Source organism: Marichromatium sp. AB31, assembly GCF_003718685.1.
Lineage (GTDB): Bacteria > Pseudomonadota > Gammaproteobacteria > Chromatiales > Chromatiaceae > Marichromatium > Marichromatium gracile.
In genome coordinates, this window is the sequence record NZ_RHFI01000004.1 from 46,986 (window position 1) to 69,807 (window position 22,822).

20 protein-coding genes are annotated in these 22,822 nt (G+C 67.8%); 11 read left to right on the forward strand and 9 right to left on the reverse strand.

All coding sequences use genetic code 11. From position 1 onward, the window contains the following. Nucleotides 1-3: 3 nt before the first annotated feature. Nucleotides 4-1,890, reverse strand: a complete 1,887-nt coding sequence (parE, locus tag EBL84_RS04880; protein ID WP_123139797.1) for a DNA topoisomerase IV subunit B — start codon at nucleotides 1,888-1,890, stop codon at nucleotides 4-6. A 120-nt stretch (nucleotides 1,891-2,010) separates the two neighbouring features. Here parE and EBL84_RS04885 point away from each other — a divergent pair, with 120 nt between their 5' ends. The 8 genes from EBL84_RS04885 (at nucleotide 2,011) to EBL84_RS04920 (ending at nucleotide 8,649) form a co-directional block, all read left to right on the forward strand. Beyond that, nucleotides 2,011-2,253, forward strand: coding sequence for an exodeoxyribonuclease VII small subunit (locus tag EBL84_RS04885; protein WP_062276649.1), 243 nt, complete (start codon nucleotides 2,011-2,013; stop codon nucleotides 2,251-2,253). Next, nucleotides 2,246-3,145, forward strand: coding sequence for a (2E,6E)-farnesyl diphosphate synthase (gene ispA, locus EBL84_RS04890; protein WP_123139798.1), 900 nt, complete (start codon nucleotides 2,246-2,248; stop codon nucleotides 3,143-3,145). Before EBL84_RS04885 ends, ispA begins: the two co-directional genes overlap by 8 nt. A gap of 127 nt (nucleotides 3,146-3,272) precedes the next feature. Continuing rightward, a complete protein-coding gene (folE2, locus tag EBL84_RS04895; protein WP_123139799.1) occupies nucleotides 3,273-4,121 on the forward strand; it encodes a GTP cyclohydrolase FolE2 in 849 nt (282 codons plus the stop codon). A 10-nt stretch (nucleotides 4,122-4,131) separates the two neighbouring features. Next, a complete protein-coding gene (locus EBL84_RS04900; RefSeq protein WP_123139800.1) occupies nucleotides 4,132-4,854 on the forward strand; it encodes an alpha/beta fold hydrolase in 723 nt (240 codons plus the stop codon). Next, a complete protein-coding gene (locus EBL84_RS04905; protein WP_123139801.1) occupies nucleotides 4,851-6,053 on the forward strand; it encodes a Bcr/CflA family multidrug efflux MFS transporter in 1,203 nt (400 codons plus the stop codon). Before EBL84_RS04900 ends, EBL84_RS04905 begins: the two co-directional genes overlap by 4 nt. Continuing rightward, complete coding sequence (locus EBL84_RS04910) at nucleotides 6,050-6,739, forward strand: Crp/Fnr family transcriptional regulator (protein WP_123139802.1); 690 nt, start codon at nucleotides 6,050-6,052, stop codon at nucleotides 6,737-6,739. Before EBL84_RS04905 ends, EBL84_RS04910 begins: the two co-directional genes overlap by 4 nt. Before the next feature lie 233 nt (nucleotides 6,740-6,972). Continuing rightward, nucleotides 6,973-7,158 (forward strand): DUF2892 domain-containing protein, encoded by a 186-nt coding sequence (locus EBL84_RS04915; protein WP_062276659.1) that lies wholly within the window; start codon nucleotides 6,973-6,975, stop codon nucleotides 7,156-7,158. Nucleotides 7,159-7,383: 225 nt separating this feature from the next. Beyond that, on the forward strand, nucleotides 7,384-8,649 hold the full coding sequence (locus tag EBL84_RS04920; protein WP_190287886.1) for a diguanylate cyclase: 1,266 nt from the start codon (nucleotides 7,384-7,386) through the stop codon (nucleotides 8,647-8,649). Here EBL84_RS04920 and EBL84_RS04925 read toward each other — a convergent pair. The 3 genes from EBL84_RS04925 to EBL84_RS04935 all read right to left on the reverse strand — a co-directional run bounded on the left by EBL84_RS04925 (nucleotide 8,646) and on the right by EBL84_RS04935 (nucleotide 13,464). Beyond that, nucleotides 8,646-9,755, reverse strand: a complete 1,110-nt coding sequence (locus tag EBL84_RS04925; RefSeq protein ID WP_123139804.1) for an osmoprotectant NAGGN system M42 family peptidase — start codon at nucleotides 9,753-9,755, stop codon at nucleotides 8,646-8,648. The genes EBL84_RS04920 and EBL84_RS04925 overlap by 4 nt on opposite strands. Then, nucleotides 9,752-11,500: an N-acetylglutaminylglutamine synthetase gene (gene ngg, locus EBL84_RS04930; RefSeq protein WP_123139805.1), complete on the reverse strand. Its 1,749-nt coding sequence runs from the start codon at nucleotides 11,498-11,500 to the stop codon at nucleotides 9,752-9,754. Before ngg ends, EBL84_RS04925 begins: the two co-directional genes overlap by 4 nt. A 188-nt stretch (nucleotides 11,501-11,688) precedes the next feature. Then, complete coding sequence (locus tag EBL84_RS04935; protein WP_123139806.1) at nucleotides 11,689-13,464, reverse strand: N-acetylglutaminylglutamine amidotransferase; 1,776 nt, start codon at nucleotides 13,462-13,464, stop codon at nucleotides 11,689-11,691. Nucleotides 13,465-13,907: 443 nt separating this feature from the next. Here EBL84_RS04935 and folE point away from each other — a divergent pair, with 443 nt between their 5' ends. Then, entirely contained in the window at nucleotides 13,908-14,546 is a 639-nt protein-coding gene (gene folE, locus EBL84_RS04940; protein WP_123139807.1) for a GTP cyclohydrolase I FolE, read from the forward strand. A gap of 15 nt (nucleotides 14,547-14,561) precedes the next feature. Here the strand turns inward: folE and EBL84_RS04945 are convergent, their stop codons facing one another. Next, complete coding sequence (locus tag EBL84_RS04945) at nucleotides 14,562-15,185, reverse strand: response regulator transcription factor (RefSeq protein ID WP_243695653.1); 624 nt, start codon at nucleotides 15,183-15,185, stop codon at nucleotides 14,562-14,564. 289 nt (nucleotides 15,186-15,474) lie between these two features. On the opposite strand from EBL84_RS04945, the gene EBL84_RS04950 reads away from it, so the two are divergent. Then, nucleotides 15,475-16,395 carry a PAS domain-containing protein gene (locus EBL84_RS04950; RefSeq protein ID WP_190287887.1) on the forward strand — a complete coding sequence of 307 codons (921 nt, stop codon included), beginning with the start codon at nucleotides 15,475-15,477 and terminating at the stop codon, nucleotides 16,393-16,395. Between the two features lie 148 nt (nucleotides 16,396-16,543). Further along, entirely contained in the window at nucleotides 16,544-17,995 is a 1,452-nt protein-coding gene (locus tag EBL84_RS04955) for a sensor histidine kinase (RefSeq protein ID WP_123139810.1), read from the forward strand. A 73-nt stretch (nucleotides 17,996-18,068) separates the two neighbouring features. Here EBL84_RS04955 and ilvC read toward each other — a convergent pair whose 3' ends face one another. The 4 genes from ilvC to EBL84_RS04975 all read right to left on the reverse strand — a co-directional run bounded on the left by ilvC (nucleotide 18,069) and on the right by EBL84_RS04975 (nucleotide 22,726). Further along, the gene (gene ilvC / locus EBL84_RS04960) at nucleotides 18,069-19,085 is read right to left on the reverse strand and encodes a ketol-acid reductoisomerase (protein ID WP_025275104.1); all 1,017 of its coding nucleotides are present in this window, start codon (nucleotides 19,083-19,085) and stop codon (nucleotides 18,069-18,071) included. Nucleotides 19,086-19,191: 106 nt separating this feature from the next. Further along, nucleotides 19,192-19,683, reverse strand: a complete 492-nt coding sequence (ilvN, locus tag EBL84_RS04965; RefSeq protein WP_005220234.1) for an acetolactate synthase small subunit — start codon at nucleotides 19,681-19,683, stop codon at nucleotides 19,192-19,194. A gap of 31 nt (nucleotides 19,684-19,714) precedes the next feature. Then, nucleotides 19,715-21,478 carry an acetolactate synthase 3 large subunit gene (locus tag EBL84_RS04970; RefSeq protein ID WP_123139811.1) on the reverse strand — a complete coding sequence of 588 codons (1,764 nt, stop codon included), beginning with the start codon at nucleotides 21,476-21,478 and terminating at the stop codon, nucleotides 19,715-19,717. A gap of 207 nt (nucleotides 21,479-21,685) precedes the next feature. After that, nucleotides 21,686-22,726 carry a PilZ domain-containing protein gene (locus EBL84_RS04975; protein ID WP_123139812.1) on the reverse strand — a complete coding sequence of 347 codons (1,041 nt, stop codon included), beginning with the start codon at nucleotides 22,724-22,726 and terminating at the stop codon, nucleotides 21,686-21,688. Nucleotides 22,727-22,822 lie beyond the last annotated feature (96 nt).

A 22,822-nucleotide genomic window follows, 5' to 3' on the forward strand; every position in this document is an offset into this window, starting at 1 on the left:
GCATCAGAGTTCGGCCAGGTCCCCCTTGTGCTGCAGCCAACGGCGCCGGTCGGCGGCGCGACGCTTGGCCAGCAACATGTCGAGTAGCTCGCCGCTGCCATCCTCCGGATCGACGGTGAGCTGAACCAGCCGCCGGGTGTCCGGGGCGATGGTGGTCTCGCGCAGCTGCGCCGGGTTCATCTCGCCGAGTCCCTTGAAGCGCTGCACCCCGACCTTGCCGCGGATGCCCTCGGCGGCGATGCGATCGAGCACGCCGCGCTTCTCGTCCTCGTCGAGGGCGTAGAAGACCTGCTTGCCGACATCGATACGATAGAGCGGCGGCATCGCCACATAGACGTGTCCCTCGGCGACCAGACGAGGGAAATGCCGCAGGAAGAGCGCGCACAGCAGGGTGGCGATATGGGCACCGTCGGAGTCGGCGTCGGCGAGGATGCAGATCTTGCCGAAGCGCAGCCGCGAGAGGTCCTCGCTGCCCGGATCGACACCGATGGCCACGGCGATGTCGTGCACCTCCTGCGAGGCGAGCACCTCGGCGGGGTCGACCTCCCAGGTGTTGAGGATCTTGCCGCGCAGCGGCAGGATCGCCTGGAACTCGCGATCGCGCGCCTGCTTGGCCGACCCCCCGGCCGACTCGCCCTCGACCAGGAACAGCTCGCTGCGCTCGGGGTCGGTGGCGGTGCAGTCGGCAAGCTTGCCGGGCAGCGCCGGCCCCTGGGTGACCTTCTTGCGGGTGACGGTGCGCCCGGCGCGCAACCGCGCCTGGGCCGCGCCGATGGCCAACTCGGCGATACGCTCGCCGGACTCGACGTGCTGGTTGAGCCACAGGCTGAAGGCATCCTTGACCACCCCGGAGACGAAGGCCGCGCACTCGCGCGAGGACAGTCGTTCCTTGGTCTGGCCGGAGAACTGGGGGTCGATCAGCTTGACCGAGAGGATATAGGCGATGCGGCTCCAGACATCATCCGGGGTCAGCCGCACGCCGCGCGGGAGCAGGTTGCGGAACTCGCAGAACTCGCGCACCGCCTCGGTCAGCCCGGTGCGCAAGCCATTGACATGGGTGCCACCCTGCAGTGTCGGGATCAGGTTGACATAGCTCTCGGCCACCGGCTCGCCGCCCTCGGGCAGCCACACCAGCGCCCAGCTCGCCGCCTCGTTGGTGCCCTGCATGTCGCCGACGAAGGGCTGCTCGGGGAGGCGCTCGACGCCGCCGAGCGCCTGCAGCAGATAGTCCTTGAGTCCGTCCTGATAGCACCAGCAGTGCTCCTCGTCGGCGGCCTCGTCGCGCAGTCGCACCTCGAGCCCGGGGCAGAGCACCGCCTTGGCGCGCAGCAGATGGATCAGCGCACGCACCGCGATCCTGGGGCTGTCGAAATACTTGGGGTCGGGCCAGAAGCGCAGCCGGGTGCCGGTGTTGTTGCGCCCGACACTGCCGACCACGGTCAGCTCGCTGACCTTCTCGCCGTCGGCGAAGGCCATGTGCGACTCCTGACCGCCACGACGCACCCACACCTCGAGGCGATTCGACAGGGCGTTGACCACCGAGACGCCGACACCATGCAGGCCGCCGGAGAAGCGATAGCTGCCGCTGCCGAACTTGCCCCCGGCATGGAGCTTGGTGAGGATCACCTCGACGCCCGGCTGGCCGAGCTGGGGGTGCAGATCGACCGGCATGCCACGACCGTCGTCGGCGACCTCCAGCGAGCCATCGGCGAACACCACCACTTCGATGCGCCTGGCATGGCCGGCGAGCGCCTCGTCGACGCTGTTGTCGATCACCTCCTGGGCGAGGTGGTTGGGGCGGGTGGTGTCGGTGTACATCCCGGGGCGCTTGCGCACCGGGTCGAGACCGCTGAGGACCTCGATGGCTGAGGCGTCGTAGTTGCCGGTCATGGCCGTGCTGGATCTTCCTGTGGCGGGGTGATGGACGAGAACGAGCGGTGCGCAAGACGCGCTGGTTTGACCACTCAACCGACCTACGGTACCGTACCTGCAAACACCGGTTCAAACCCGATGACGAAAGCCCCCGAGCACTCCCCGCCAACCTTCGAACAGGCACTCGCCGAACTGGAGTCGATCGTCGACGCCCTCGAGCAGGACGAGATGACGCTCGAGCAGTCGCTCGACGCCTTCGAGCGCGGCATCGGCCTCACCCGCACCTGTCAGCAGGCACTGGAGACGGCAGAGCAACGGGTGCGCATCCTCACCGACGCTCGGCCGGACGCCGAGCCAGAAGCCTTCGACACCCATGACTGAGACCAATCTGGACGCCTTCCGCTCGCGCTACCAGGCGCGCGTCGAGAACACGCTCGAGCAACTGCTGCCGAGCACCAGCGTGGAGCCGGCTCGCCTGCACGAGGCCCTGCGCTATACCGTGCTCGGTGGCGGCAAGCGCATCCGCCCGCTGCTGACCTATGCCGCCGGCGAGGCGCTCGCCATCGACCCCGAACTGCTCGACCGGCCGGCCTGCGCGGTGGAGCTGATCCACGCCTACTCGCTGATCCACGACGACCTCCCGGCAATGGACGACGACGACCTGCGTCGCGGCCAGCCGACCTGTCACCGCGCCTACGACGAGGCCACCGCGATCCTCGCCGGCGACGCCCTGCAGACGATCGCCTTCCAGGCCCTGGCCGAGGCCCCGGGGCTCTCCGCCGAGAGTCGGGTGGGCATGGTCACCGCGCTGGCGCGCGCCAGCGGCTCGCGCGGCATGGTCGGCGGTCAGGCGCTCGACCTCGCCGCCGAGGGCGAGGGGACCCAGCTCGACGTCGCCATGCTCGAGCACATCCATATCCACAAGACCGGCGCGCTGATCCGCGCCTCGGTACAGATGGCCCTGCTCGCCCGCAGCGACGCCACCGACGACCAGCGCGAGCGGCTCGACCGCTATGCCAAGTGCATCGGTCTGGCCTTCCAGATCCAGGACGACGTGCTCGACGTCGAGGGCGACACCGCGCTCATCGGCAAGACCGCCGGACGCGACCAGGTGCTCGAAAAGGCCACCTATCCGTCGCTGGTCGGGCTCGCCCAGGCCAAGGCGATGGCGCGCGAGCTGACCGACGAGGCACTCTCGGCGATCAGCATCTTCGGCGAGCGCGCCGCTGCGCTCACCGCCATCGCCGAGGGGCTGAGCACCCGCCGCAGCTGAGAACCCCGTCACCGCCCGGGGCCGACCCGGGCGACTGTCGACACCAGACCCATTGTCTTGTCGCCGCAACACCCCCAGGGTTTGCGGCGATATCTCTTTTCCGCCGATCCGTCGAGGAAGCGAACCCATGGAGCATGTGCTCGAGTCCAACCGTTGCAACGCGACCGCCGATATCGCTGACGTCCAGGGGAGCGCCGACACCCGTCGCATCGCCATCGACAAGGTCGGCATCAAGGACATCCGCCACCCGGTGCGGGTGCGCGACCGCAGCGGCAATGAGCAGCATACGGTGGCGACCTTCAACATGTACGTCTACCTGCCGCACGATTTCAAGGGCACGCACATGTCGCGCTTCGTGCAGGTACTCAACAACCATGAGGAAGAGATCGGCGTCGCCTCCTTCAAGGACATGCTCGCCGAGATGTCGACCCGGCTCGAGTCCGAGGCCGGCCACATCGAGATGCGCTTCCCCTTCTTCATGCGCAAGCAGGCCCCCGTCTCCGGGGTGCAGAGCCTGCTCGACTACGAGGTGACGCTGATCGGCGAGATCCGTCACGGCGAGCCGGCGCTGCAGGTCAAGGTGGTGATCCCGGTCACCAGCCTGTGCCCCTGCTCGAAGAAGATCTCGGCCTACGGCGCGCACAACCAGCGCTCGCACGTCACCCTGCAGGTGCGCATGCGCGACTTCATCTGGATCGAGGAGCTGATCGAGATGGTCGAGTCGGAGGCCTCCTCCGAGCTGTTCGGCCTGCTCAAGCGCCCCGACGAGAAGTACGTCACCGAGCACGCCTACGACAACCCCAAGTTCGTCGAGGACATGGTGCGCGACGTTGCCAAGCGGCTCAACGAGGACGATCGCATCCTCTACTACGTGGTCGAGGCGGAGAACTTCGAGTCGATCCATAACCACTCGGCCTACGCCCTGATCGAGCGCGACAAGGAGGCCGAGGCCCGCACCGCCGAGGCCTCGCTCTGACCATCCCGGCGTGAGCGCACCGCGTCGCCTGCTGCTGCACGGTTTCACCGGCACCGCCGCGGACTGGGCGACGCGCTGCGCGCACGACCCCGAGGCGCTGGCCATCGACCTCCCCGGTCACGGCGCCGCCCCGCCCCCACGGGGCGACTTCGCGAGCACCATCGCCGCGCTGCTCGCCCAGCTACCGCCCTCGATCGACGAGCTGATCGGCTACTCGCTCGGCGGCCGGGTCGCACTCGGCCTGCTGCAGGGCGCGCCCGAGCGCTTCCGGCGCGCCACCCTGATCTCCGCCCATCCCGGACTCACCGACCCGGTCGCGCGCGCGCGCCGTCGCGCGGCCGACCGACGCTGGATCGAGCTGCTGCGCACACAGGGTATCGGCGCCTTCGTCGACGCCTGGGAGCAACTGCCGCTGTTCGCCACCCAGACCCGCGCCGCCCCCGCCGCACTCACCCGCCAGCGCGCCCAACGTCTCGCCCAGGACCCCGAGGGCCTGGCCGCCGCGCTCGCCGTGCTCGGGCTCGGCGAGATGCCGCCGACCTGGCGCACCCTCGCCCGTCACCCCGGTCGAGTGCGCTGGATCGTCGGCGCCGACGATGCCAAGTTCCTCGGACTGGCGCGCCGGGTGGCGATGCTGCGCCCGAGGCTCCAGCTCCACGTCATCCCCGGCGCCGGGCACAACCCGCTGATCGAGGCCCCGGCGCGGCTCGACGCATTGCTCGACCCACGATGAACCGCGCCATCGCCCCGACCAGCCCCGCGCTCATCCTCCCCCTGGCGCTGCTCGCGGCGCTGACCCCCTTCGCCATCGACATGTATCTGCCCGGCCTGCCCGAGATCGCCCGCGCGCTCGACGGGCCGATCGAGCTGGCGCAGCTCAGCGTGGCCATCTATCTCGGTGTCTTCGCCCTCGCCCAGCTGGTCATCGGCCCGCTCTCCGACGTGCTCGGCCGACGCCTGACCATCAGCGCCGGGCTGGGGCTGTTCATGACCGCCGCGCTCGGCTGCGCCCTGGCGCCGAGCCTGCCGGTGCTGATCGGCGCGCGTGCCATCCAAGCCCTCGGCGGCGCCGCGGTGGCGGTCACGGTGCCGGCGCTGGTGCGCGATCTCTACGACAAGGAGGACTATGCCCGCGTCATGGCGCTGATCATGCTGGTGATGTCCTTCGCGCCGCTGGTCGCCCCCACCCTGGGCGCACTGGTGATCGGGCTCGGCGGCTGGCGCGCGGTGTTCATCGCGCTGCTGGCGATCGGTGCGGTGGCGCTGGCGCTGTTTCTCGCGCTCATCCCCGAGACCCTGCACCACCAGCACCGTCATCGTCTCGACCTCGGCCACATCCTGCGCAACTATCTGCGCCTGTTCGGCCACCGCGCCGCGCTCGCCTATCTGCTCGCCGGCGCCAGCAGCTTCTCCGGGATGATGGTGTTCATCGTCGCCTCGCCCTATGTCTATATCGAGTACTACGGGCTCGGCGCCGGCCAGTTCGGCTTGGTGTTCGCCGCCAACGTCGCCCTGACCATGGTGACGGCCACGCTCAACGCCCGACTGATCCCCCGTCTCGGCGCCGACCGTCTGCTCGCCATCGGTCTCGCCACCCAGGCGACGGTGGCGTTCATGGCCTTGGGGCTGGCGCTCCACGGCGCACCGCCGATCTGGTTGCTGGCACCGACCACCGCGCTCTATCTGGGGATGATGGGACTGGTGCTGGGCAACGCCACCGCCGGCTTCATGAGCTTCTTCCCGCGTCTGGCCGGGACCGCCTCGGCGCTCGCCGGTGCCGCGCGCTTCGGCGCCGGCGCCGCGGTGGCCACGTTGATCAGTCTGGTCCACGACGCCAGCCCGACGCCGCTGCTGCTGGGCATGGCCGGCAGCGGACTGGCGGCACTGTTGTTGTTCCATCTCGTCCGTCCGCGCCACGACGCCCCGTCATGATCCAGGACCCCCAGCAACGGGCTCGACTGCTCGAACACTTCGCTTTCCTGCGCACCGCCGAGCGCGATTTCCGCGAGGCCTTCTTCGACCGCGCCGTCACCGCGCGGCTGCCGGCCGGACACATCATCTGTCACGACGGCGGCAGCTGTGCACAGCTGGCGCTGGCGCTGGCGGGCACGGCACGGATCTACAAGCTCGGCGAGAACGGTCGCGAGGTCACCCTGTATCGCATCGGGCCGGGCGAGAGCTGCGTGGTCACCGCCGCCTGCATCCTCAGCGCGCGGCCCTTCCCCGCCTTCGCGGTGTGCGAGACGGCGATCGAGGCGGTGGTCGTCGGCGCCGCCGATGTCCGACGCTGGATGGCCGCATCGGCGCCCTGGCGCGAGTTCGTCTTCGGGCTGGTCGCCGAGCGCCTCGGCGAGGTCTTCGGGGTGCTCGACGCGATCCTCTTCAAGCCGCTCGACCAGCGCCTCGCGGCCTTGCTGCTGCATCGCTGGCAGGCCGCCGGACGACCGGCGATGCTGCACACCACCCATCAGGCGCTGGCCGTCGAACTCGGCAGCTCGCGCGAGGTGATCACCCGACTGCTCGGTGAACTCGAGGGCCGCGGCGCGCTGCGTACCGGGCGCGGACGCATCGAGCTGCTCGACCCCGGTCTGCTCGGGGCGCGCGACACGATCGACTGAGGACAGCGGTCTGGACCGCCAGCCGGCAAAACGCGCACAAGTCATGATGACCTGGGTTTGCTCGACGCCGACACGCCAGGACAGGCGCCGCCCGACCCACGCCTGGGGCGCCGCCTCGACAAGGCCGAGCGACTGCTCGCCACGCCTCTGGCGCTGCTGGGTGACATAGTCACAGAGTGGCGCAGCGCTACGCGTTAACCTCTCGACCATCAACCCATCGACGAGGTAACGACATGACCAAGAACATCGGCTCCACCGACCGCAACATCCGTCTGGCCATCGGCGCAGTACTGCTGCTCTGGGGCCTGATCGCCCAGAACTGGCTCGGCGCCATCGGTCTGGTGCCGCTGGCCACCGCACTGATCGGCTGGTGCCCGGCCTATGTGCCCTTCGGCATCAACACCGCCGCCAAGGACTGATCGTCCGCGACCATATCGGATCGGGGTCACGGCATCAGGCGCCGGTTGGTGCACCTGACCCCGATCTCACGTATCCTTTAGCAGCCAACCCGATCGCACACGATCGGCGGACGCCACGGGAGACGCGAAGGCACCGGCCAGCGCCGGCATCAGGATAGGCATCTCCCCCCATCCTCGAACCTGGACGCCCGGCCGGACAGCGCCATGCGTCCGAACCGCCCCGTCATGGCCGCACACGACCTACCGAACGGCGACCTCCCCTCCGATGAACTGCTCGCGGTGCTCAACGAGGCCCTGACCAGCGTCATCATCACCAGCGCCGAACTCGACGACGACCACCCCAAGATCCTCTACGTCAACAAGGCCTTCGAGCGCATGACCGGCTATACGCGCGCGGAGCTGATCGGGCGCACACCGCGCATCCTCCAGGGCGAGCGCACCGAGCGCGCGGTCCTCGACCGGCTGCGCCGCAACCTCGAACGAGGCGAGGAGTTTGCCGGCCAGACCGTCAACTATCGCAAGGACGGCACGCCTTACTGGGTCTCCTGGAACATCACCCCGATCCGCAACCCCGACGGCAGCATCCGCTACTTCTTCTCCAACCAGAAGGACGTCACCGAGGAGGTGCGGCTGCGTCAGGCGCTCGAGCGCGAGCGCGCGCTGCTCGCCCAGATCATCGATTGCAACCCGGCGATGATCGGGATCAGCGACGGCCAGCAACTCAGACAGGCCAATGCGGCACTGCGCGAGTATTTCGGCATCCACGACATGGCCGCCTTCCAGCGCGAACGCGGCTGTATCTGTCACTACTTCAAGACGCTCAACGGCCGCCCCTTCACCCCCTCTCCGGCCTGGATCGAGGAGTCGGCGGCGCGCGGACCGGTCAAGCTCCAGGTGGAGTGTCGCGGACGACGCGGCTATCTGCTCGCCGAGTGCCGACGGTTGCCGGATGTCGGTGGTTTCGTGCTCACCCTACACGACATCACCGACGCCGAACTGGCGCATTGTCGCGCGCTGGAGCAGGCCGAACGCGACCCCTTGACCGGACTGCTCAACCGCCGCGGACTCGACCGCGCGATGGCGCGTACCCGCGGTCGGGCCTGTGAGTACGCGACCGTGTTCATCGATCTCGATCACTTCAAGCGGATCAACGACGAACTCGGGCACGATCGCGGCGATGCGGTACTCCAGGCCGTCGCCAGGGTACTGTGTCAGCACACCCGCAAGAGCGACCTGTGTGCGCGTTGGGGGGGCGAGGAGTTCCTGCTGGTGCTGCCCTACAGCAACCTGAGAGACGGCGAGCGCACCGCCGAGAAGCTACGCCGGGCGATCGCGCGCGAGTCGGCCGTGCCCACCACCGCCAGTCTCGGGGTCAGTCTGGGCCGTCCCGGCGAGCCGCTCGACCAGACACTGGCGCGCGCCGACCAGGCGGTCTATCGCGCCAAGCACAGCGGGCGTAATCGCGTGGCCTGTCTGGCGCCCGAGGACTAGCCCGGCTGGGTCGGGAAGCCGGCGCGCGGCCCCATCTCGTAGCGGTCGCGACTGAACAGCGGCGGTGCCTGCATGTAGACCCCGACCAACCGCGCCAGCGATTCCAGGGCATCGAGATGGATGCGCTCGTAGCCGTGCGAGGCATCGACGCCGAAGGTCACCAGCGCGGTGCGCACGTCGTTGCCGGCCTCGAGCGCGGCGGCGCTGTCGGAGCGGTAGTAGCGGAAGACATCGCGCTGATGGGGGATGGTGAACTCCTGGCAGAGCTGGATGACGCGATGGGTGAGGTGGTAGTCGAAAGGACCGCTCTGGTCGGCCATCGCGATGGTCACCCCGAACTCGCTCGAGTTCTGTCCCGGCGCGGTGGTGCCGTTGTCGATGGTGAGCATCTCGGCGACGTCCTGATGCAACGCCGCCGAGGCGCCGGAGCCGACCTCCTCGGAGATGGTGAACAGCGGATGGCAGTCGACGGGCAGGTCGGGGCGCTCGCGCTGCACCGCCTCGATGGTCGCCAGCAGCACCGCGGCACCGGCCTTGTCGTCGAGATGACGGGCGTTGATGAAGCCGGTGTCGGTGATCTCCGGGCAGGTGTCGATGGCGAGGAAGTCACCGACGTGCACCCCCAGGCGCAACAGCCCGTGCAGGTCAGAGACCCGTGTGTCGATGCGAAACTCGACGTGATCCCAGCCCCCGGGCTGATCGTCGATCTCGGGACCGAAGGTGTGTCCCGAGGCCTTCATCGGCAGGATGGTTCCGCGCAGCTGGCCGGTGTCGGTGAACAGGGTTGCGCGCGCGCCCTCGGCGAAGCGCGCGTTCCAGTGCCCCACCGGCACCAGCTGCAAGCGGCCGTTCTCCTTGAGTCCCTTGACCATGGCACCGAGGGTATCGATGTGGGCGACCACGGCGCGGTCGGGCTGCGACACCCGCCCTTCCAGGGTGGCGCGGATCGCCCCGCGCCGGGTCAGCTCGAAGGGCACGCCGAGGCGCTCGAGCTCTTCGCACACCAGATGAACCACCCGATCGGTATAGCCCGAGGGACTCGGGGTGAACAACAGCTTCAGCAGGATATCGACCAGATAATTCGAATCGATGGCGGGTAGCTTCAAGGGAACTCCTCCCGGGTCGCGGTCTGCGGGAACAACAGGTCGACGAAGCGCTCGGCGGTCGGCTGCGGCTCGTGGTTGGCCAGCCCCGGACGCTCGTTGGCCTCGATGATCACATACTCGGGCTCGGAAACCGAGGGCACGATGAAGTCGAGCCCGGTCACCGGGATCTCGAGCGCGCGCGCCGCGGCCTCGGCGGCCTCGGCGAGCGCCGGGTGCAGCTCGGCGGTGACATCGTGGATGGTCCCGCCGGTATGCAGGTTGGCGGTCTTGCGCACCTGCAGCATCTGCCCCTCGGGCAGGATGTGCTCGAGCACGAAGCCGGCCTCGCGCACGCAGCGCGAGGTCTCCTCGTCCATCGGGATGTTGCTCTCGCCGCCGGTGGCGGCGCGCCGGCGGCGGCTCTGCGCCTGGATCAGGTCGCGGATACTGTGGCGCCCGGTGCCGACGACGTGCGCCGGACGGCGGATGGCGGCGGCCACCACCTGGTAGTCGATGACGATGATGCGCAGGTCGTGGCCCTGCACGTACTCCTCGAGAATCACCGTCTCGCAGACCCGACGCGCCGCGCCGATCGCCAGCTCCAGCGACTTGGCGTCGCGCACATCGACGCTGATCCCCGCCCCCTGCTCGCCGCGCGCGGGCTTCACCACCAGGCTGCCGAGCCGCGAGAGCAGCGCTTCGGCCTGATCGAGCGCCTGGAAGCGGGCCTGTTCGGGCACCCGCAGCCCGGCATGGCGCAACAGCCGGTGGGTGACCGCCTTGTCGTCGCAGCGGCTCATCGCCACCGCACTGGTCATCTCGCTGAGACTCTCGCGACACACCACCCGACGACCGCCGAGGGTCAGCGCGAAGTAGCCCGCCTCGGCATCGATCACCTCGACCCCGATGCCGCGACGCCGCGCCTCCTTGACGATGATGGTGGCATAGGGGTTGAGATCGGCCTCGGGCTGACGTCCCATGAACAATGGCTCGTTGAAGGCGTTCTTGTTCTTGACCGCGAACGCCGGGATGCGGCCGAAGCCGAGCTTCTGGTAGAGACGAATGGCGTTGCTGTTGTCGTGGATCACCGAGAGATCGAGGAAGGCGCGACCACGCGCCAGATAATACTCGATGACCTGACGCACCAGCGTCTCGCCGATCCCCGGATAGGGGGCCTGGGCGTCGACGGCGAGCGCCCACAGGCTGGCGCCGTTCTCGGGATCGTCGAAGGCTGCGGCATGGTCGACACCGTTGACCACGCCGAGCAGCGAGCCGTCCTGCTCGTCCTCCGCGACCCAGTAGGTCAGCACCTTGGAGGTGCGGTTCGCCCAGACGAAGTCCGCCCCCGGCGGCACCATGCCGCGACTGATATAGAGCCGCTGGATCGCCTCGGCGTCGGCACGGCAGTTGACCAGGCGGATATGGAACCCCTTGGGGCGGCGCTGGCAGGACTGGTAGCGCTCGAACCACAGCCGGAAGGTGTGCGAGGGGTCGAGGAAGAGGTCCTGCGGCGCCTGCGCCAGCACCACGTGCGGCTCATTGAGATAGAGCGCCACGTCGCGGGTACCGGGGCGCTCCTGCTGGAGCGCGCGCGCGATCTCGGCCGGGTCGCTGAAGGTCTGCCCGAACAACAGCCTGCCCCAGCCGCAGTCGACGCTGGCCGACTGCCCCAGGGTCTGATCGGTCCGTGGTCGGCGGTCCCAGTTCTTGACCGATGGGGCACGACTGCGCTCGAGACGGTGATGGATGCGCTCTTTCATGGTCATGCTGGCTGTCCTGTCTGCGTCACTGGCATGGATCGGATGACGTCGCTCGGGCGCCAGGGCGAAGTCCGACCGGACGCATCCGACCGAACCCCAGGCCAAGCGCTCGCAGCCGCCGCGAGGCGGGTGCGAGCGCATGATTCAACGCATGCCGGGCGGCCCGGCAGGTCGTTCCCTGACGCCGCCCGCGCTCAGATCCCGTGTTCCTGCAGCCACAGCTCGAGCAGCGCCACCTGCCACAGCTTCGAGCCGCGCAGCGGGGTGATGTGCTCGTCGGGCGCGGCCAGCAGGTGCTCGACATAGTCCGCGCGGAACAGCCCGCGCTCGCGGGCACGCTGCGAGCGCACCAGGTCGGTCACCGTCTCCAGCACCTCCCCGCGCAGATACTTCAGCGCCGGCACCGGGAAATAACCCTTGGGACGATCGATCACCTCGCTGGGGATGATCTTGCGTCCGATCGCCTTGAGCACACCCTTGCCGTCATCGGTGAGCTTGTGCTCGCCGGGCATCCGCGCCGCCAGTTCGACCAGTTCGTGATCGAGGAAGGGCACGCGCGCCTCCAGCCCCCAGGCCATGGTCATGTTGTCGACCCGCTTGACCGGGTCGTCGACCAGCATGATCTGCTGATCGAGTCGCAACGCCTTGTCGAGCGCGTCGCTGGCGCCGGCGCCGGCGAAGTGCGCGGCGATGAAGGCGCGGCTGTGGTCGGCGCCGTGGAAGCGCGGATCGACCGCCTCGCAGAACTCGGCATGGCTACGATCGCAGAAGGCGCGGGCATAGTCACCGACCGGGTCGCTGCTGCCGACCATCGGCGGGTACCAGTGATAACCGGCGAAGACCTCATCGGCCCCCTGCCCGCTCTGCACCACCTTGACGTGCTTGGCCACCTCCTGCGAGAGCAGGTAGAAGCCGATGACATCATGGCTGACCATCGGCTCGGACATCGCCCGCACGCAGTTGGGCAGCTCCGGGAGCAGCCGCGCGGCCGAGTCGACACGGATCTTGTGATGGGTGGTGCCGTAGTGACGGGCGATGATGTCGGAGTACTGGAACTCATCACCGGCCTCGCCGCCGACCGACTCGAAGCCGACCGAGAAGGTGTTGAGTCCGCGCTGGCCGTGCTCGGCGAGCAGACCGACGATCAGGCTCGAGTCGAGTCCGCCGGAGAGCAGCACACCGACGTCGACGTCGGCCACCAGGCGGCGCTCGACGGCGGTGCGCAGCGCCGCGAGGACGCGCTCCTGCCAGTCCTCGTAACCGAGTCCGCGCTCCTCGGCCAACGGCTCGAAGCTCGGCGACCAGTAGCAGCGATCGCGCTGACGGCCATCGGGCTCGACGACGCGGATGGTCGCCGGCGCGAGCTTGCGCACCCCGGCGAGCATGGTGTGCGGCGCCGGCACCACCGAGTGGAAGTGCATGTAGTGGTGCAGCGCCACCGGATCGATCTCGGTGTCGACGCCGCCGCCGGCGAGCAGCGCCGGCAGGGTCGAGGCAAAGCGTAGCCCGCCGGCGACCTCGGCGAGATAGAGCGGTTTGATGCCGAGACGATCGCGCGCCAGGGTCAACCGCCCGCTGTCGCGCTCGGCGATGGCGAAGGCGAACATGCCGTGGAAGCGCTCGACACAGGCATCGCCCCAGGCATGAAAGGCCTTGAGCACCACCTCGGTATCGCCCTCGGAGAAGAAGCGATAGCCCTTGGACTCGAGCGCACCGCGCAGCTCGCGATAGTTGTAGATGCATCCGTTGAAGGCGATCGACAGCCCCAGCTCGCTGTCGACCATCGGCTGCGCGGCATGATTGCTCAGATCGATGATCGACAACCGGCGATGGGCGAGCGCCACCCGACCCTGTTGCCAGACCCCATGACCGTCGGGGCCCCGCGGGGTCATGGCCGCATTCATGGCACTCAGGGCGTCGAGATTCGCCGGGAGGTCGTCGAAGCGGATCTCACCGCAGAAACCACACATAGTCAGGTTCTCCTAGGGATTGGGCGAAGACATCCACGGCAGCCGACCGGGGTCGGACTCGAAACGAGAGGACGGCCAATCCACGAGGGGTGGCTCGCAACGACCAGGGGGGAAGTAGACACATGACCGCTGGCTGTCAACGGCTCGTGACCCCGGAACGGACCGCACCGCGAGCGGCGCAGGAGGCGAGGAGACTGGCTGGACCGATCGGCTGAGCACTCATGGCCTTTCGTCCGCAGATCTTTGGATTTTGAGAAGAAACGGACCGTTATGTTAACCGACACCGGACCGTGTTTCCACAAACGCCCCGTGTATGACCCTTACGCGCACCGCCAGACTATTCCGTTCTCCCCCCTCGACCCCCATTGTCCGATCTGAAGCGGGCGCGCCTCAGGCCTCCGTCCGCCCATATCTTCTATATCAGCAATGGACCAGGCATCCAGATGGCAGAACAAGCGAGAGCCCCGAAGATCGTCACCCACAGTCACTACGCCACCAGCTTCGAGGCCGAGTCGGAGGCGGAGGTCTATGACCCGCGCAAGGAGGGGCTGGTGCGCGAGATGCTCGACGCGCTCGGCGAGGACGCCGAGCGCGAAGGCCTCAAGCGTACCCCGCTGCGCGTGGCCAAGGCGCTCGACTTCCTCACCAGCGGCTACCAGATGTCGGCCGAGGAGATCATCAAGAAGGCGCTGTTCGAGGAGGACGCCAAGGAGATGGTGATCGTGCGCGACATCGAGTTCTATTCGATGTGCGAACATCACATGCTGCCCTTCTTCGGCCATGCCCACGTCGGCTACCTGCCCAACGGCAAGGTGGTGGGACTGAGCAAGATCGCCCGCGTCGTCGATGTCTTCGCGCGCCGGTTGCAGGTGCAGGAGCGTCTGACCAACCAGGTGGCGGATGCCTTGATGGAGCATCTCGGCGCCCATGGCGTGGCGGTGGTGATGGAGGCCAGTCACACCTGCATGATGATGCGCGGGGTCCAGAAGCAGCGCAGCACCACGGTGTCGAGCGCAATGCGCGGCGCCTTCGAGAGCGACCCGCGCACCCGCGCCGAGTTCATGTCCTTCGTGCGCGGCTGATTCAGCCCCTTTCGATCAACCCTGCTCGAGCTGCCACTGCACCGCGTAACGCATCAGTTCGGCAGCCGAGGACAGCTGCAGCTTGCGCTTGATCTTCTCGCGATGGGTTTCGATGGTCTTGACGCTGAGGTGCAGCCGCTCGGCCATACGGCCATTCGACACCCCCTCGCCGATAAGGATGAACACCTGCAGCTCGCGGTCGGTGAGCAGTTCGACCGGGGACTGTGCCGGCACACGCTTCTGCGCGAATCCCTCGACGAAGCGCTGCTGCATGTCGGCGCTGAGATAGATGCGCCCGGCCAGGGTCTGGCGGACCGCGGCGATCACCTCGTCGATGCCCTTGTGCTTGTTGATGTAGCCAAGCGCCCCGGCACCGATGGCACGCTCGGCGAACAACGCCTCCTCGTGCACCGAGCAGACCAGGATGCGGATCTCCGCATCATGGGTTCTGAGCCGCTTGATCAGCTCCAGACCGTTGCCGTCCTCGAGCGAAAGATCGACGACGGTCAGGTTCGGGGTGAGGTCGCGCACCAACTGCAACCCCTCGCGTAGCGTCTCGGCCTCGCCACAGACCTCCAGATCCGGTTCGGCGGCGATCAGACTCGCCAGACCGGCCCGAACCAGCGGATGGTCATCCACGATCAGAATGCGTTTTACAGGCTCGTTCACTTGGAGATACGCCACCGATCAAGACACGTTGCGTGAGGATCGCCCCTGACAGGGGGAACTCGATCGAGATGATCCCCTGATGCCGGCATCAGGGGATCCCTGATCTTAGCGCCATCGTTGCACTGGGACAATGAAGCTCGACTTCATCGGTCCGTCCAGCCCCGGCACACGGCCTGGCACGGCGGACGACCGCAGCCTGGCGCCAACCCGCGCCAGGCGGAGATCAACGTCCACACGTGCAGCAAAACACCATTCGAAGATGAACTCGCCCGACTTCCATTTCGATCAGCATCCAGGGCAAGTCGGCACGCCGCCCTACACCACCGTGCTGCATGCCTCCGGTCCCACGCCCCATCATGCGCCCAGGATCCCGAACACCACGCCCGAGGTGCTCGTCTGCATCGACGCACAGGAGCAGATCGTGATCTGCGATCATGGCGTCGAACCCCTGTTCGGCCACTCGCCCGAGGCGCTGCGCGGCAACTCCTGGAAGCACCTGGTCGCGCACCAGAGTCAGCAGCGTCTCAGCGACCTGCTGCAGCAGGTCGACACCAGCCCGCACCCCGACGGCATCGACCTGGGCCAGGCCGGGCTGCTCGGCCAGCATCAGGACGGCGCGCTCTTCCCTCTCGACGGTCGCATCCTGCCGGCGCGCGGCGGCGCCAGCGGCGGCTACACCCTGGTCCTGCGTCCGGCACCGCGTCGTGACGATGGCCGCGATCACTGCCCCGAGGTCGAGCGCCCACACCTCATCGACCAGCTCGATCGCGCGCTGCAACAGCACCGCCGACTCAACCGCTCCTGCGCACTGTTGGTGATCGACATCGCCCTGGGCAGACACCACGCCAACCCGGCGCACACCGAGACGATGATCCAGGCCTGCATCCAGCGGCTGCAGCACGGGCGTCGCCGTCAGGACCGCCTGGCCCGGTTCGGCGCCAGCCGACTGGCACTGCTGCTGAGCGAAATCACCGGTGTGGACAAGGTCGAGCGCGTGGTCGAGCGCCTGCGCACCACCCTGTCCCAACCCGTCGAGTCCGCCGGCGCCCAGTACCGACCCAACCCGCGCATCGGCTTCGCCTGCTATCCCGAGGACGCAATCTGTCCGGCGACACTGCTCGACCACGGCGAGCGTAGCTGTACCGAGCGACATCGCCCACCGACCATCCTGGTCAGCTGAGCCGACGCCCTCCCGTCGGCGATCGCCTTTTGACCGCGCTTCTTCTATCCTAACCGCTCCACGCGTCCTGTCATCGCGCGTTCATCCAAGATGCGATGACGGGGCAACGACGCGCCCCGGGGCGTCTGCCGTTTCCAGGAGAACGATCGTGCGCGCGCTGTTGTTCCTGGCGCTGAGTTACATCCCGCTTTGGATCCTGCTGCAGCAGGTACCGGGCTGGCCCGTTGCATCGCTCTGCGCACCGGAGGCCGCCCTGACCCTGGCTGCGGTGATGCTCGGCGGCCTGCAGGCCCTCCTGCTCCCCATCACCGCCACTCTGATCTACGCCCTGACCGCCTGGCCAGAAGAGGCCGCCACCCGCCAGCTGGCTACGGCACTGCTGCCCCTGCCCCTCTATGGCCTGCTCGGGCACTATCTGGCGCGCCGGCGGTTGATGCTCGGACCCTCGCTCAATGCCTTGCTGGCGATTGCCGCCACGGCGCTGGCCGCCATCGCCGCACAGAGCCTGATCCAGCCCGACACCCTGACCGCCGAACCCGGCCAGGGCGGGGCCATCTTCGTCTCCCTGCTGGTCACCGCCGCCCTGCTCTCGTTGCGTCAACACCATGAACACCATCCCACGCCACCACCGCCGGCACAGGATACGGCCCGCACCACCCTCGGGCTGGCGCTGCTGCTGGCGTTGTTGAGCGCGCCGTTGAGCGCTCACGGCATCGCCGCGCTGCTGCCACTCCTCGTCCTGCTCGCACTGCCGCTGGCGGCCGCCTTCGGCCTCGCACTGGGCCCACGAGCGGCGCTGGCGATGCTCTGCGGACTCGAGCTGCTCGCGCTGGTGCTGGCCGGCGCGCTCGGCACACCGACGCTGACCCCGCTCTATCAGGCCGTGCTGGTACTGATCGGCGGCGCATTGCCGCTGGCGATCAACCAGCTGCGGTTGCAGGTCGAGACGACCACGGCGAGGATCGGCCTGGCTCGGCACTTCGACGAGGAACGGGTGGCGTACGGGCGCACCGCCCACCGACTCGCCCGCACCCTGCACGACGACCCGATGCAGCTGCTCACCGCGGCCGCACTCACCACCCAACGTCTCGCGCGCGACAGCGACGATGCCTCACGCGAGACACTGCGGCGTGTCCACCAGCTGATCGATCACGCGATCGACTCGATGCGCGGCGTCTGCGCCCGACTCAGCCCCCCACTGCTGCACGAGTTCGGTCTCGCCGAGGCCTTGACCCGCGAGGTACGGGCCAGCGCCAGCGGCGGCGAACCGCCACTGCTCGAACTCGATGCCGGACCACCGGTGGTCGCTGGGGCAACCCGCATCCTGCTCTTCGACAGCCTGCAGGCGCTGCTCGAGCACTATCCGCTGGCACGGATCCGCTTCACCACGAGGGCGGACGAGGGGTTGTCGATCATCCTCGACATCGCCGCCCCCGGCAGCGCAGCCGACCTGCCGCGCACCACGCTCGGCCAGATGCTCGAGCTGCGGTTGCAGGCACTCGGCGGAGAGCTGCGGCTAGCAGCGGATGGCATGAAGATCAGGATGGAGGTGCCACCACGAGCCTTGCTCGCGGATGCGCTGGACGAACGTCCGGGATGAGGGGCCGCCCGCGCCCTGACGGGCACGGACGCGAGCGGGACCGACCAGGATGGCCGGCCCCGACGGGGGGCGATCAGTTGCGGGTCTTGTCGACCAGCTTCTGCTCGCGGATCCAGGGCATCATCTCGCGCAGACGCTCGCCCACTTCCTCGATCTGGTGCTCGGCGCCGATGCGACGCAGGGCCTTGAGCGAGGAGGCACCGGCCTGGTTCTCGAGGATGAACTCCTTGGCGAACTGACCCGACTGGATCTCCTCGAGCACACGCTTCATCTCGGCCTTGGACTCGGCGTTGACGACGCGCGGACCACGGGTGAGATCACCGTACTCGGCGGTGTTGGAGATCGAGTAGCGCATGTTGGCGATGCCGCCCTCGTAGATCAGGTCGACGATCAGCTTGACCTCGTGGAGGCACTCGAAGTAGGCCATCTCGGGGGCGTAGCCGGCCTCGACCAGGGTCTCGAAACCGTTCTGGATCAGCGACACCAGACCGCCGCAGAGCACCGCCTGCTCACCGAAGAGGTCGGTCTCGCACTCCTCGCGGAAGCTGGTCTCGATGATGCCGGCACGGCCACCGCCGTTGGCCGAGGCATAGGCCATGGCGATGTCGCGGGCCTGACCGGTGGCGTCCTGGTAGACGGCGATCAGGCTCGGCACGCCGCCGCCCTGGGTGTAGGTCGAGCGCACCAGGTGACCGGGGCCCTTGGGCGCGATCATGATGACGTCGAGGTCCTCGCGCGGCTCGATCTGGCCGAAGTGGACGTTGAAGCCGTGGGCGAAGGCGAGCGCCGCACCCTGCTTGATGTTGGGGGCGATCTGGTCGCGGTAGAGCGCGCCCTGGTGTTCATCGGGGGCGAGCACCATCACCACGTCGGCGCCGGCAACGGCTTCCTCGATCGACTTCACCGCCAGACCGGCGTTGGCCGCCTTGACCGCCGAGGCCGAACCCTCGCGCAGACCGACGGTGACCGAGACGCCGGAGTCCTTGAGGTTGTTGGCATGGGCATGGCCCTGCGAGCCATAGCCGATGATGGCGACCTGCTTGCCCTGGATGAGGGACAGATCGGCGTCTTTGTCGTAGTAAACGTTGATGCTCATGGGTGTGGATCCTATCGGATGGTGATATCCGCGCGGCGACGGATATGGAAGCGGAAGGCGTCCGGGCGATACCGCCCGGACGCCACATGGATACCGGAGGCTAGATGGTCAGACCCTTCTCGCCACGGGAGATCCCGGTCGGCCCGGAGCGCACGACCTCGATGATCAGCTCCTCGGCGACGGTATCGATGAAGGCGTCGAGCTTATGGGTCGCCCCGGTCAGTTCGATGACATAGCTGGTGTCGGTGACATCGATGATCTTGGCGCGGAAGATATCGACCAGACGCTTGAGCTCCTCGCGGTCGCGCCGCTCGGCGCGCACCTTGACCAACATCATCTCACGCTCGATGTGCGGGCCTTCGCAGAGATCGAGCAGCTTGACGGTGTCGACGAGCTTGTTGAGCTGCTTCTTGATCTGCTCGACGATGTCGTCGTTGCCGGTGGTCACCAGCGTCATGCGCGAGAGCGTGGGGTCGTCGGTCGGGGCGACGGTCAGGGATTCGATGTTGTAGCCACGGGCCGAGAACAGTCCGGCGACACGCGACAGCGCGCCCGCCTCGTTCTCCAGCAACACGGCGATGATGTGTCTCATGTGATCTTCTCGTCTTGTGTCGGCGCGGCGCTCAGGCCAGTTCTCGATCGGACAGACTCGGCGAGAGCTGCATCTCGTGCTGGCCCTTGCCGGCGGCGATCATCGGATAGACGTTCTCCGTGGGATCGACCACCACGTCGAGGAACACGAACCTGTCGGTCATCGCGAACGCCTCCTGCATCGCCGACTCCAACTCCTCCGGGCGCTCCACGCGCATGCCGACATGGCCGAAGCTCTCGGCGAGCTTGACGAAGTCGGGCACCGCGTCGACATAGGAGTGCGCGTAACGGCCGTCGTAGAAGAACTCCTGCCACTGGCGCACCATGCCCATGTAGCCGTTGTTGAGCAGGATCACCTTGATCGGCAGCCCGTACTGCATGCAGGTGGCCAGCTCCTGGATGCACATCAGGATGCTCGCCTCACCCGAGACGCAGGCGACCTGGGCATCGGGATGACCGAGCTGGACGCCGATGGCCGCCGGCAGGCCGAAGCCCATGGTGCCGAGCCCGCCGGAGTTGATCCAGCGCCGCGGCTTGTCGAAACCGTAGAACTGGGCCGCGAACATCTGGTGCTGACCGACATCGGAGGTCAGATAGAGATCACCCTTGGTGACCTTGTGCAGGGTCTCGATGGCGAACTGCGGCTTGATCGTGCTGCTGGTGCGATCGTACTGGAGGCAGTCGAGCGCACGCCACTGTGCGATCTGCTCCCACCAGGCGGCGAGCGCCGTATCGGTGCCCGAGACCGCCGGCTGCTCGCGATAGAGCCGCAGCATCTCCTCGAGCACCTTGCCGACCTGACCGACGATGGGCACGTCGACCTTGACGTTCTTGGAGATCGAGGAGGGGTCGACGTCGACATGGATGATCTTGGCGTTCGGGCAGAAGTGCTCGATCTTGCCGGTGACGCGATCGTCGAAGCGCGCACCGATGGCGATCAGCACATCGGTCTCGTGCATCGCCATGTTCGCCTCGTAGGTCCCGTGCATGCCGAGCATGCCGAGGAACTGACGATCGCTCGTCGGATAGGCACCCAGCCCCATCAGCGTGCTGGTGATCGGGAAGCCCGACTCGCGCACCAGCTCGGTGAGTTGCCCCGAGGCCTCGCCGAGCACCACCCCGCCGCCGGTGTAGAACACCGGTCGCTTGGCCGCGCGCATCAGCTCCACGGCGCGGCGGATCTGCCCCGAATGGCCCTTCTCGATCGGGCTGTAGGAGCGCATCCGCACCTCGCGCGGATACGCATAGGGCACCTTGATGCCGGGGTCGGTGACATCCTTGGGGATATCGACCACCACCGGCCCGGGCCGCCCCGAGGTCGCGATATAGAAGGCCTTGCGGATGGTCAGCGCCAGCTCGTTGACATCCTTGACGAGGAAGTTGTGCTTGACGCAGGGCCGGGTGATGCCGACGGTGTCGACTTCCTGGAAGGCATCGCTGCCGATCACCGGGGTCGGCACCTGGCCGGTGAGCACCACCATCGGGATCGAGTCCATATAGGCGGTGGCGATACCGGTGACCACATTGGTCGCGCCCGGCCCCGAGGTGACGAGACAGACGCCGCACTTGCCGGTGGCGCGGGAATAGCCATCGGCGGCATGGGCCGCGGCCTGTTCATGACGCACCAGGATGTGACGCAGCGCGCCGTGACGGAAGAGTGCATCGTAGATGTGCAGGACGGCACCGCCGGGATAGCCGAATACGCACTCGACGCCCTCGTCGGCCAGCGCCTGGACGACGATCTCGCCGCCACTCAACAGCGGTCCAGACGGCCCCTCGGCCGCGTCCGCGCCCATCTCATCCGGCTCCACTGACAGTGTCACCTCTACGACCTCCGATCACCCACCTTGATACTGCGACACTCGACGGAGCGCGTACGCGCCCCGCGACCGGAAGCGGCCGGGCGGCACGGATCCGGGGCCGATACCAGGGAACAGGTGAAATTGGTTGAAAAGGGATCGAAATTACAGGCATACCGAACGGGGGTCAAGCCAGGCCGGGATTCAGGTCACCCGCCCGCCGCGCAGCGGGTTGTCGCGCACGCTCGGCACCCCATAGGCCTGATCGTGGACATCCTGGAGCAGTCCCAGCTCCTCCCAGGCGTCCTCGGGCCAGCCACCGGGCTCGGCATGCTCCCCGATGATCAGATCCTGGAAACGCAGATCGAAGGCCTCGGGGTCGCCCCAGACCAGCGCCAGATAGTTGAGCGCATCGGGGTAGCGCATCTCGAGCGTCGAGCCGCCATCGCTCGAGGGCGGCAGGACCTCGCTGGGGCTTGCCAGATGCGCGCCACGCAGCCAGTCCGGCGCCTCGGCATAGCTCGACGTCGCGGCCTTCCAGTCGCTCGGCAGCTGCTCGAGGAGCAGCTCGACGAGTTTCTTGAGCATCGGGCGCGGATGCTCGATCGCGAACCGCAGCGAATAGAGCGCCGGCCAGTTGCCATCGGCCGCGCGGGCCGCCGTCACCTCGCGCACCCGCGCGCGCAGCCGCAACGAGGGCAGATCGCCATCGCCACGAATCACCAGGCGGATGCTCTGATCCACCGCATAGGCCTCGAAGGCGCTCAGCGTCACCTCGCCGCTGACGACCTGCTTGAGGGTGTGGCGCATGTCGCTGGCATCGGCCATGGTGATGTTGAGCTCGCGCACCAGCGCCGGCCCGTCGACGCCATCGCGGGGACAGAGCATGTTGAGCAGCTTCTCGAGCCGGGCCTGGCTGCGCGGCGACAGACTCTGGAAGCGGACGGCGACCTGGTAGCGTCCGTCGGCGAGACGCTGAGCGCGGGCGAGTTCGGCCTCGGCGGTGATCTGGCCGCCACCGGTCCAGGGCAGCAGCAGCGTCAGCGGCCCGGCCTCGCGGGTCGGCAGCTGGCCACCGAGCGACTTGCCGCTGACGATGAATCGCGCCCCGCCCCAGGAGAGATCCTGATTCAGTGCCGAGACAGGCTGGTCACGCCCCGGCAGCCTGACCTTGATGGGGATCTCGGCACTGATGCGTGCCTGGGTGCGGCGCTCGTGGAAACTGGACTCTGCGTGTTTGCTCATCGGGGGGATCTGGCTGCATCGGTGCACGACCTTCGACAAGGACCGCGCATCATGATTATCCGTTCAATTATAGATTGCACGTCCTGTGCGGAACGC

Bases quoted from the DNA above. Each gene is read 5' to 3' on its own strand.
- parE (WP_123139797.1), bottom strand. From the start codon at position 1,890: ATGACCGGCAACTACGACGCCTCAGCCATCGAGGTCCTCAGCGGTCTC.
- EBL84_RS04885 (WP_062276649.1), top strand. From the start codon at position 2,011: ATGACGAAAGCCCCCGAGCACTCCCCGCCAACCTTCGAACAGGCACTC.
- ispA (WP_123139798.1), top strand. From the start codon at position 2,246: ATGACTGAGACCAATCTGGACGCCTTCCGCTCGCGCTACCAGGCGCGC.
- folE2 (WP_123139799.1), top strand. From the start codon at position 3,273: ATGGAGCATGTGCTCGAGTCCAACCGTTGCAACGCGACCGCCGATATC.
- EBL84_RS04905 (WP_123139801.1), top strand. From the start codon at position 4,851: ATGAACCGCGCCATCGCCCCGACCAGCCCCGCGCTCATCCTCCCCCTG.
- EBL84_RS04910 (WP_123139802.1), top strand. From the start codon at position 6,050: ATGATCCAGGACCCCCAGCAACGGGCTCGACTGCTCGAACACTTCGCT.
- EBL84_RS04915 (WP_062276659.1), top strand. From the start codon at position 6,973: ATGACCAAGAACATCGGCTCCACCGACCGCAACATCCGTCTGGCCATC.
- EBL84_RS04920 (WP_190287886.1), top strand. From the start codon at position 7,384: ATGGCCGCACACGACCTACCGAACGGCGACCTCCCCTCCGATGAACTG.
- ngg (WP_123139805.1), bottom strand. From the start codon at position 11,500: ATGACCATGAAAGAGCGCATCCATCACCGTCTCGAGCGCAGTCGTGCC.
- EBL84_RS04935 (WP_123139806.1), bottom strand. From the start codon at position 13,464: ATGTGTGGTTTCTGCGGTGAGATCCGCTTCGACGACCTCCCGGCGAAT.
- folE (WP_123139807.1), top strand. From the start codon at position 13,908: ATGGCAGAACAAGCGAGAGCCCCGAAGATCGTCACCCACAGTCACTAC.
- EBL84_RS04950 (WP_190287887.1), top strand. From the start codon at position 15,475: ATGAACTCGCCCGACTTCCATTTCGATCAGCATCCAGGGCAAGTCGGC.
- ilvN (WP_005220234.1), bottom strand. From the start codon at position 19,683: ATGAGACACATCATCGCCGTGTTGCTGGAGAACGAGGCGGGCGCGCTG.
- EBL84_RS04970 (WP_123139811.1), bottom strand. From the start codon at position 21,478: ATGGGCGCGGACGCGGCCGAGGGGCCGTCTGGACCGCTGTTGAGTGGC.
- EBL84_RS04975 (WP_123139812.1), bottom strand. From the start codon at position 22,726: ATGAGCAAACACGCAGAGTCCAGTTTCCACGAGCGCCGCACCCAGGCA.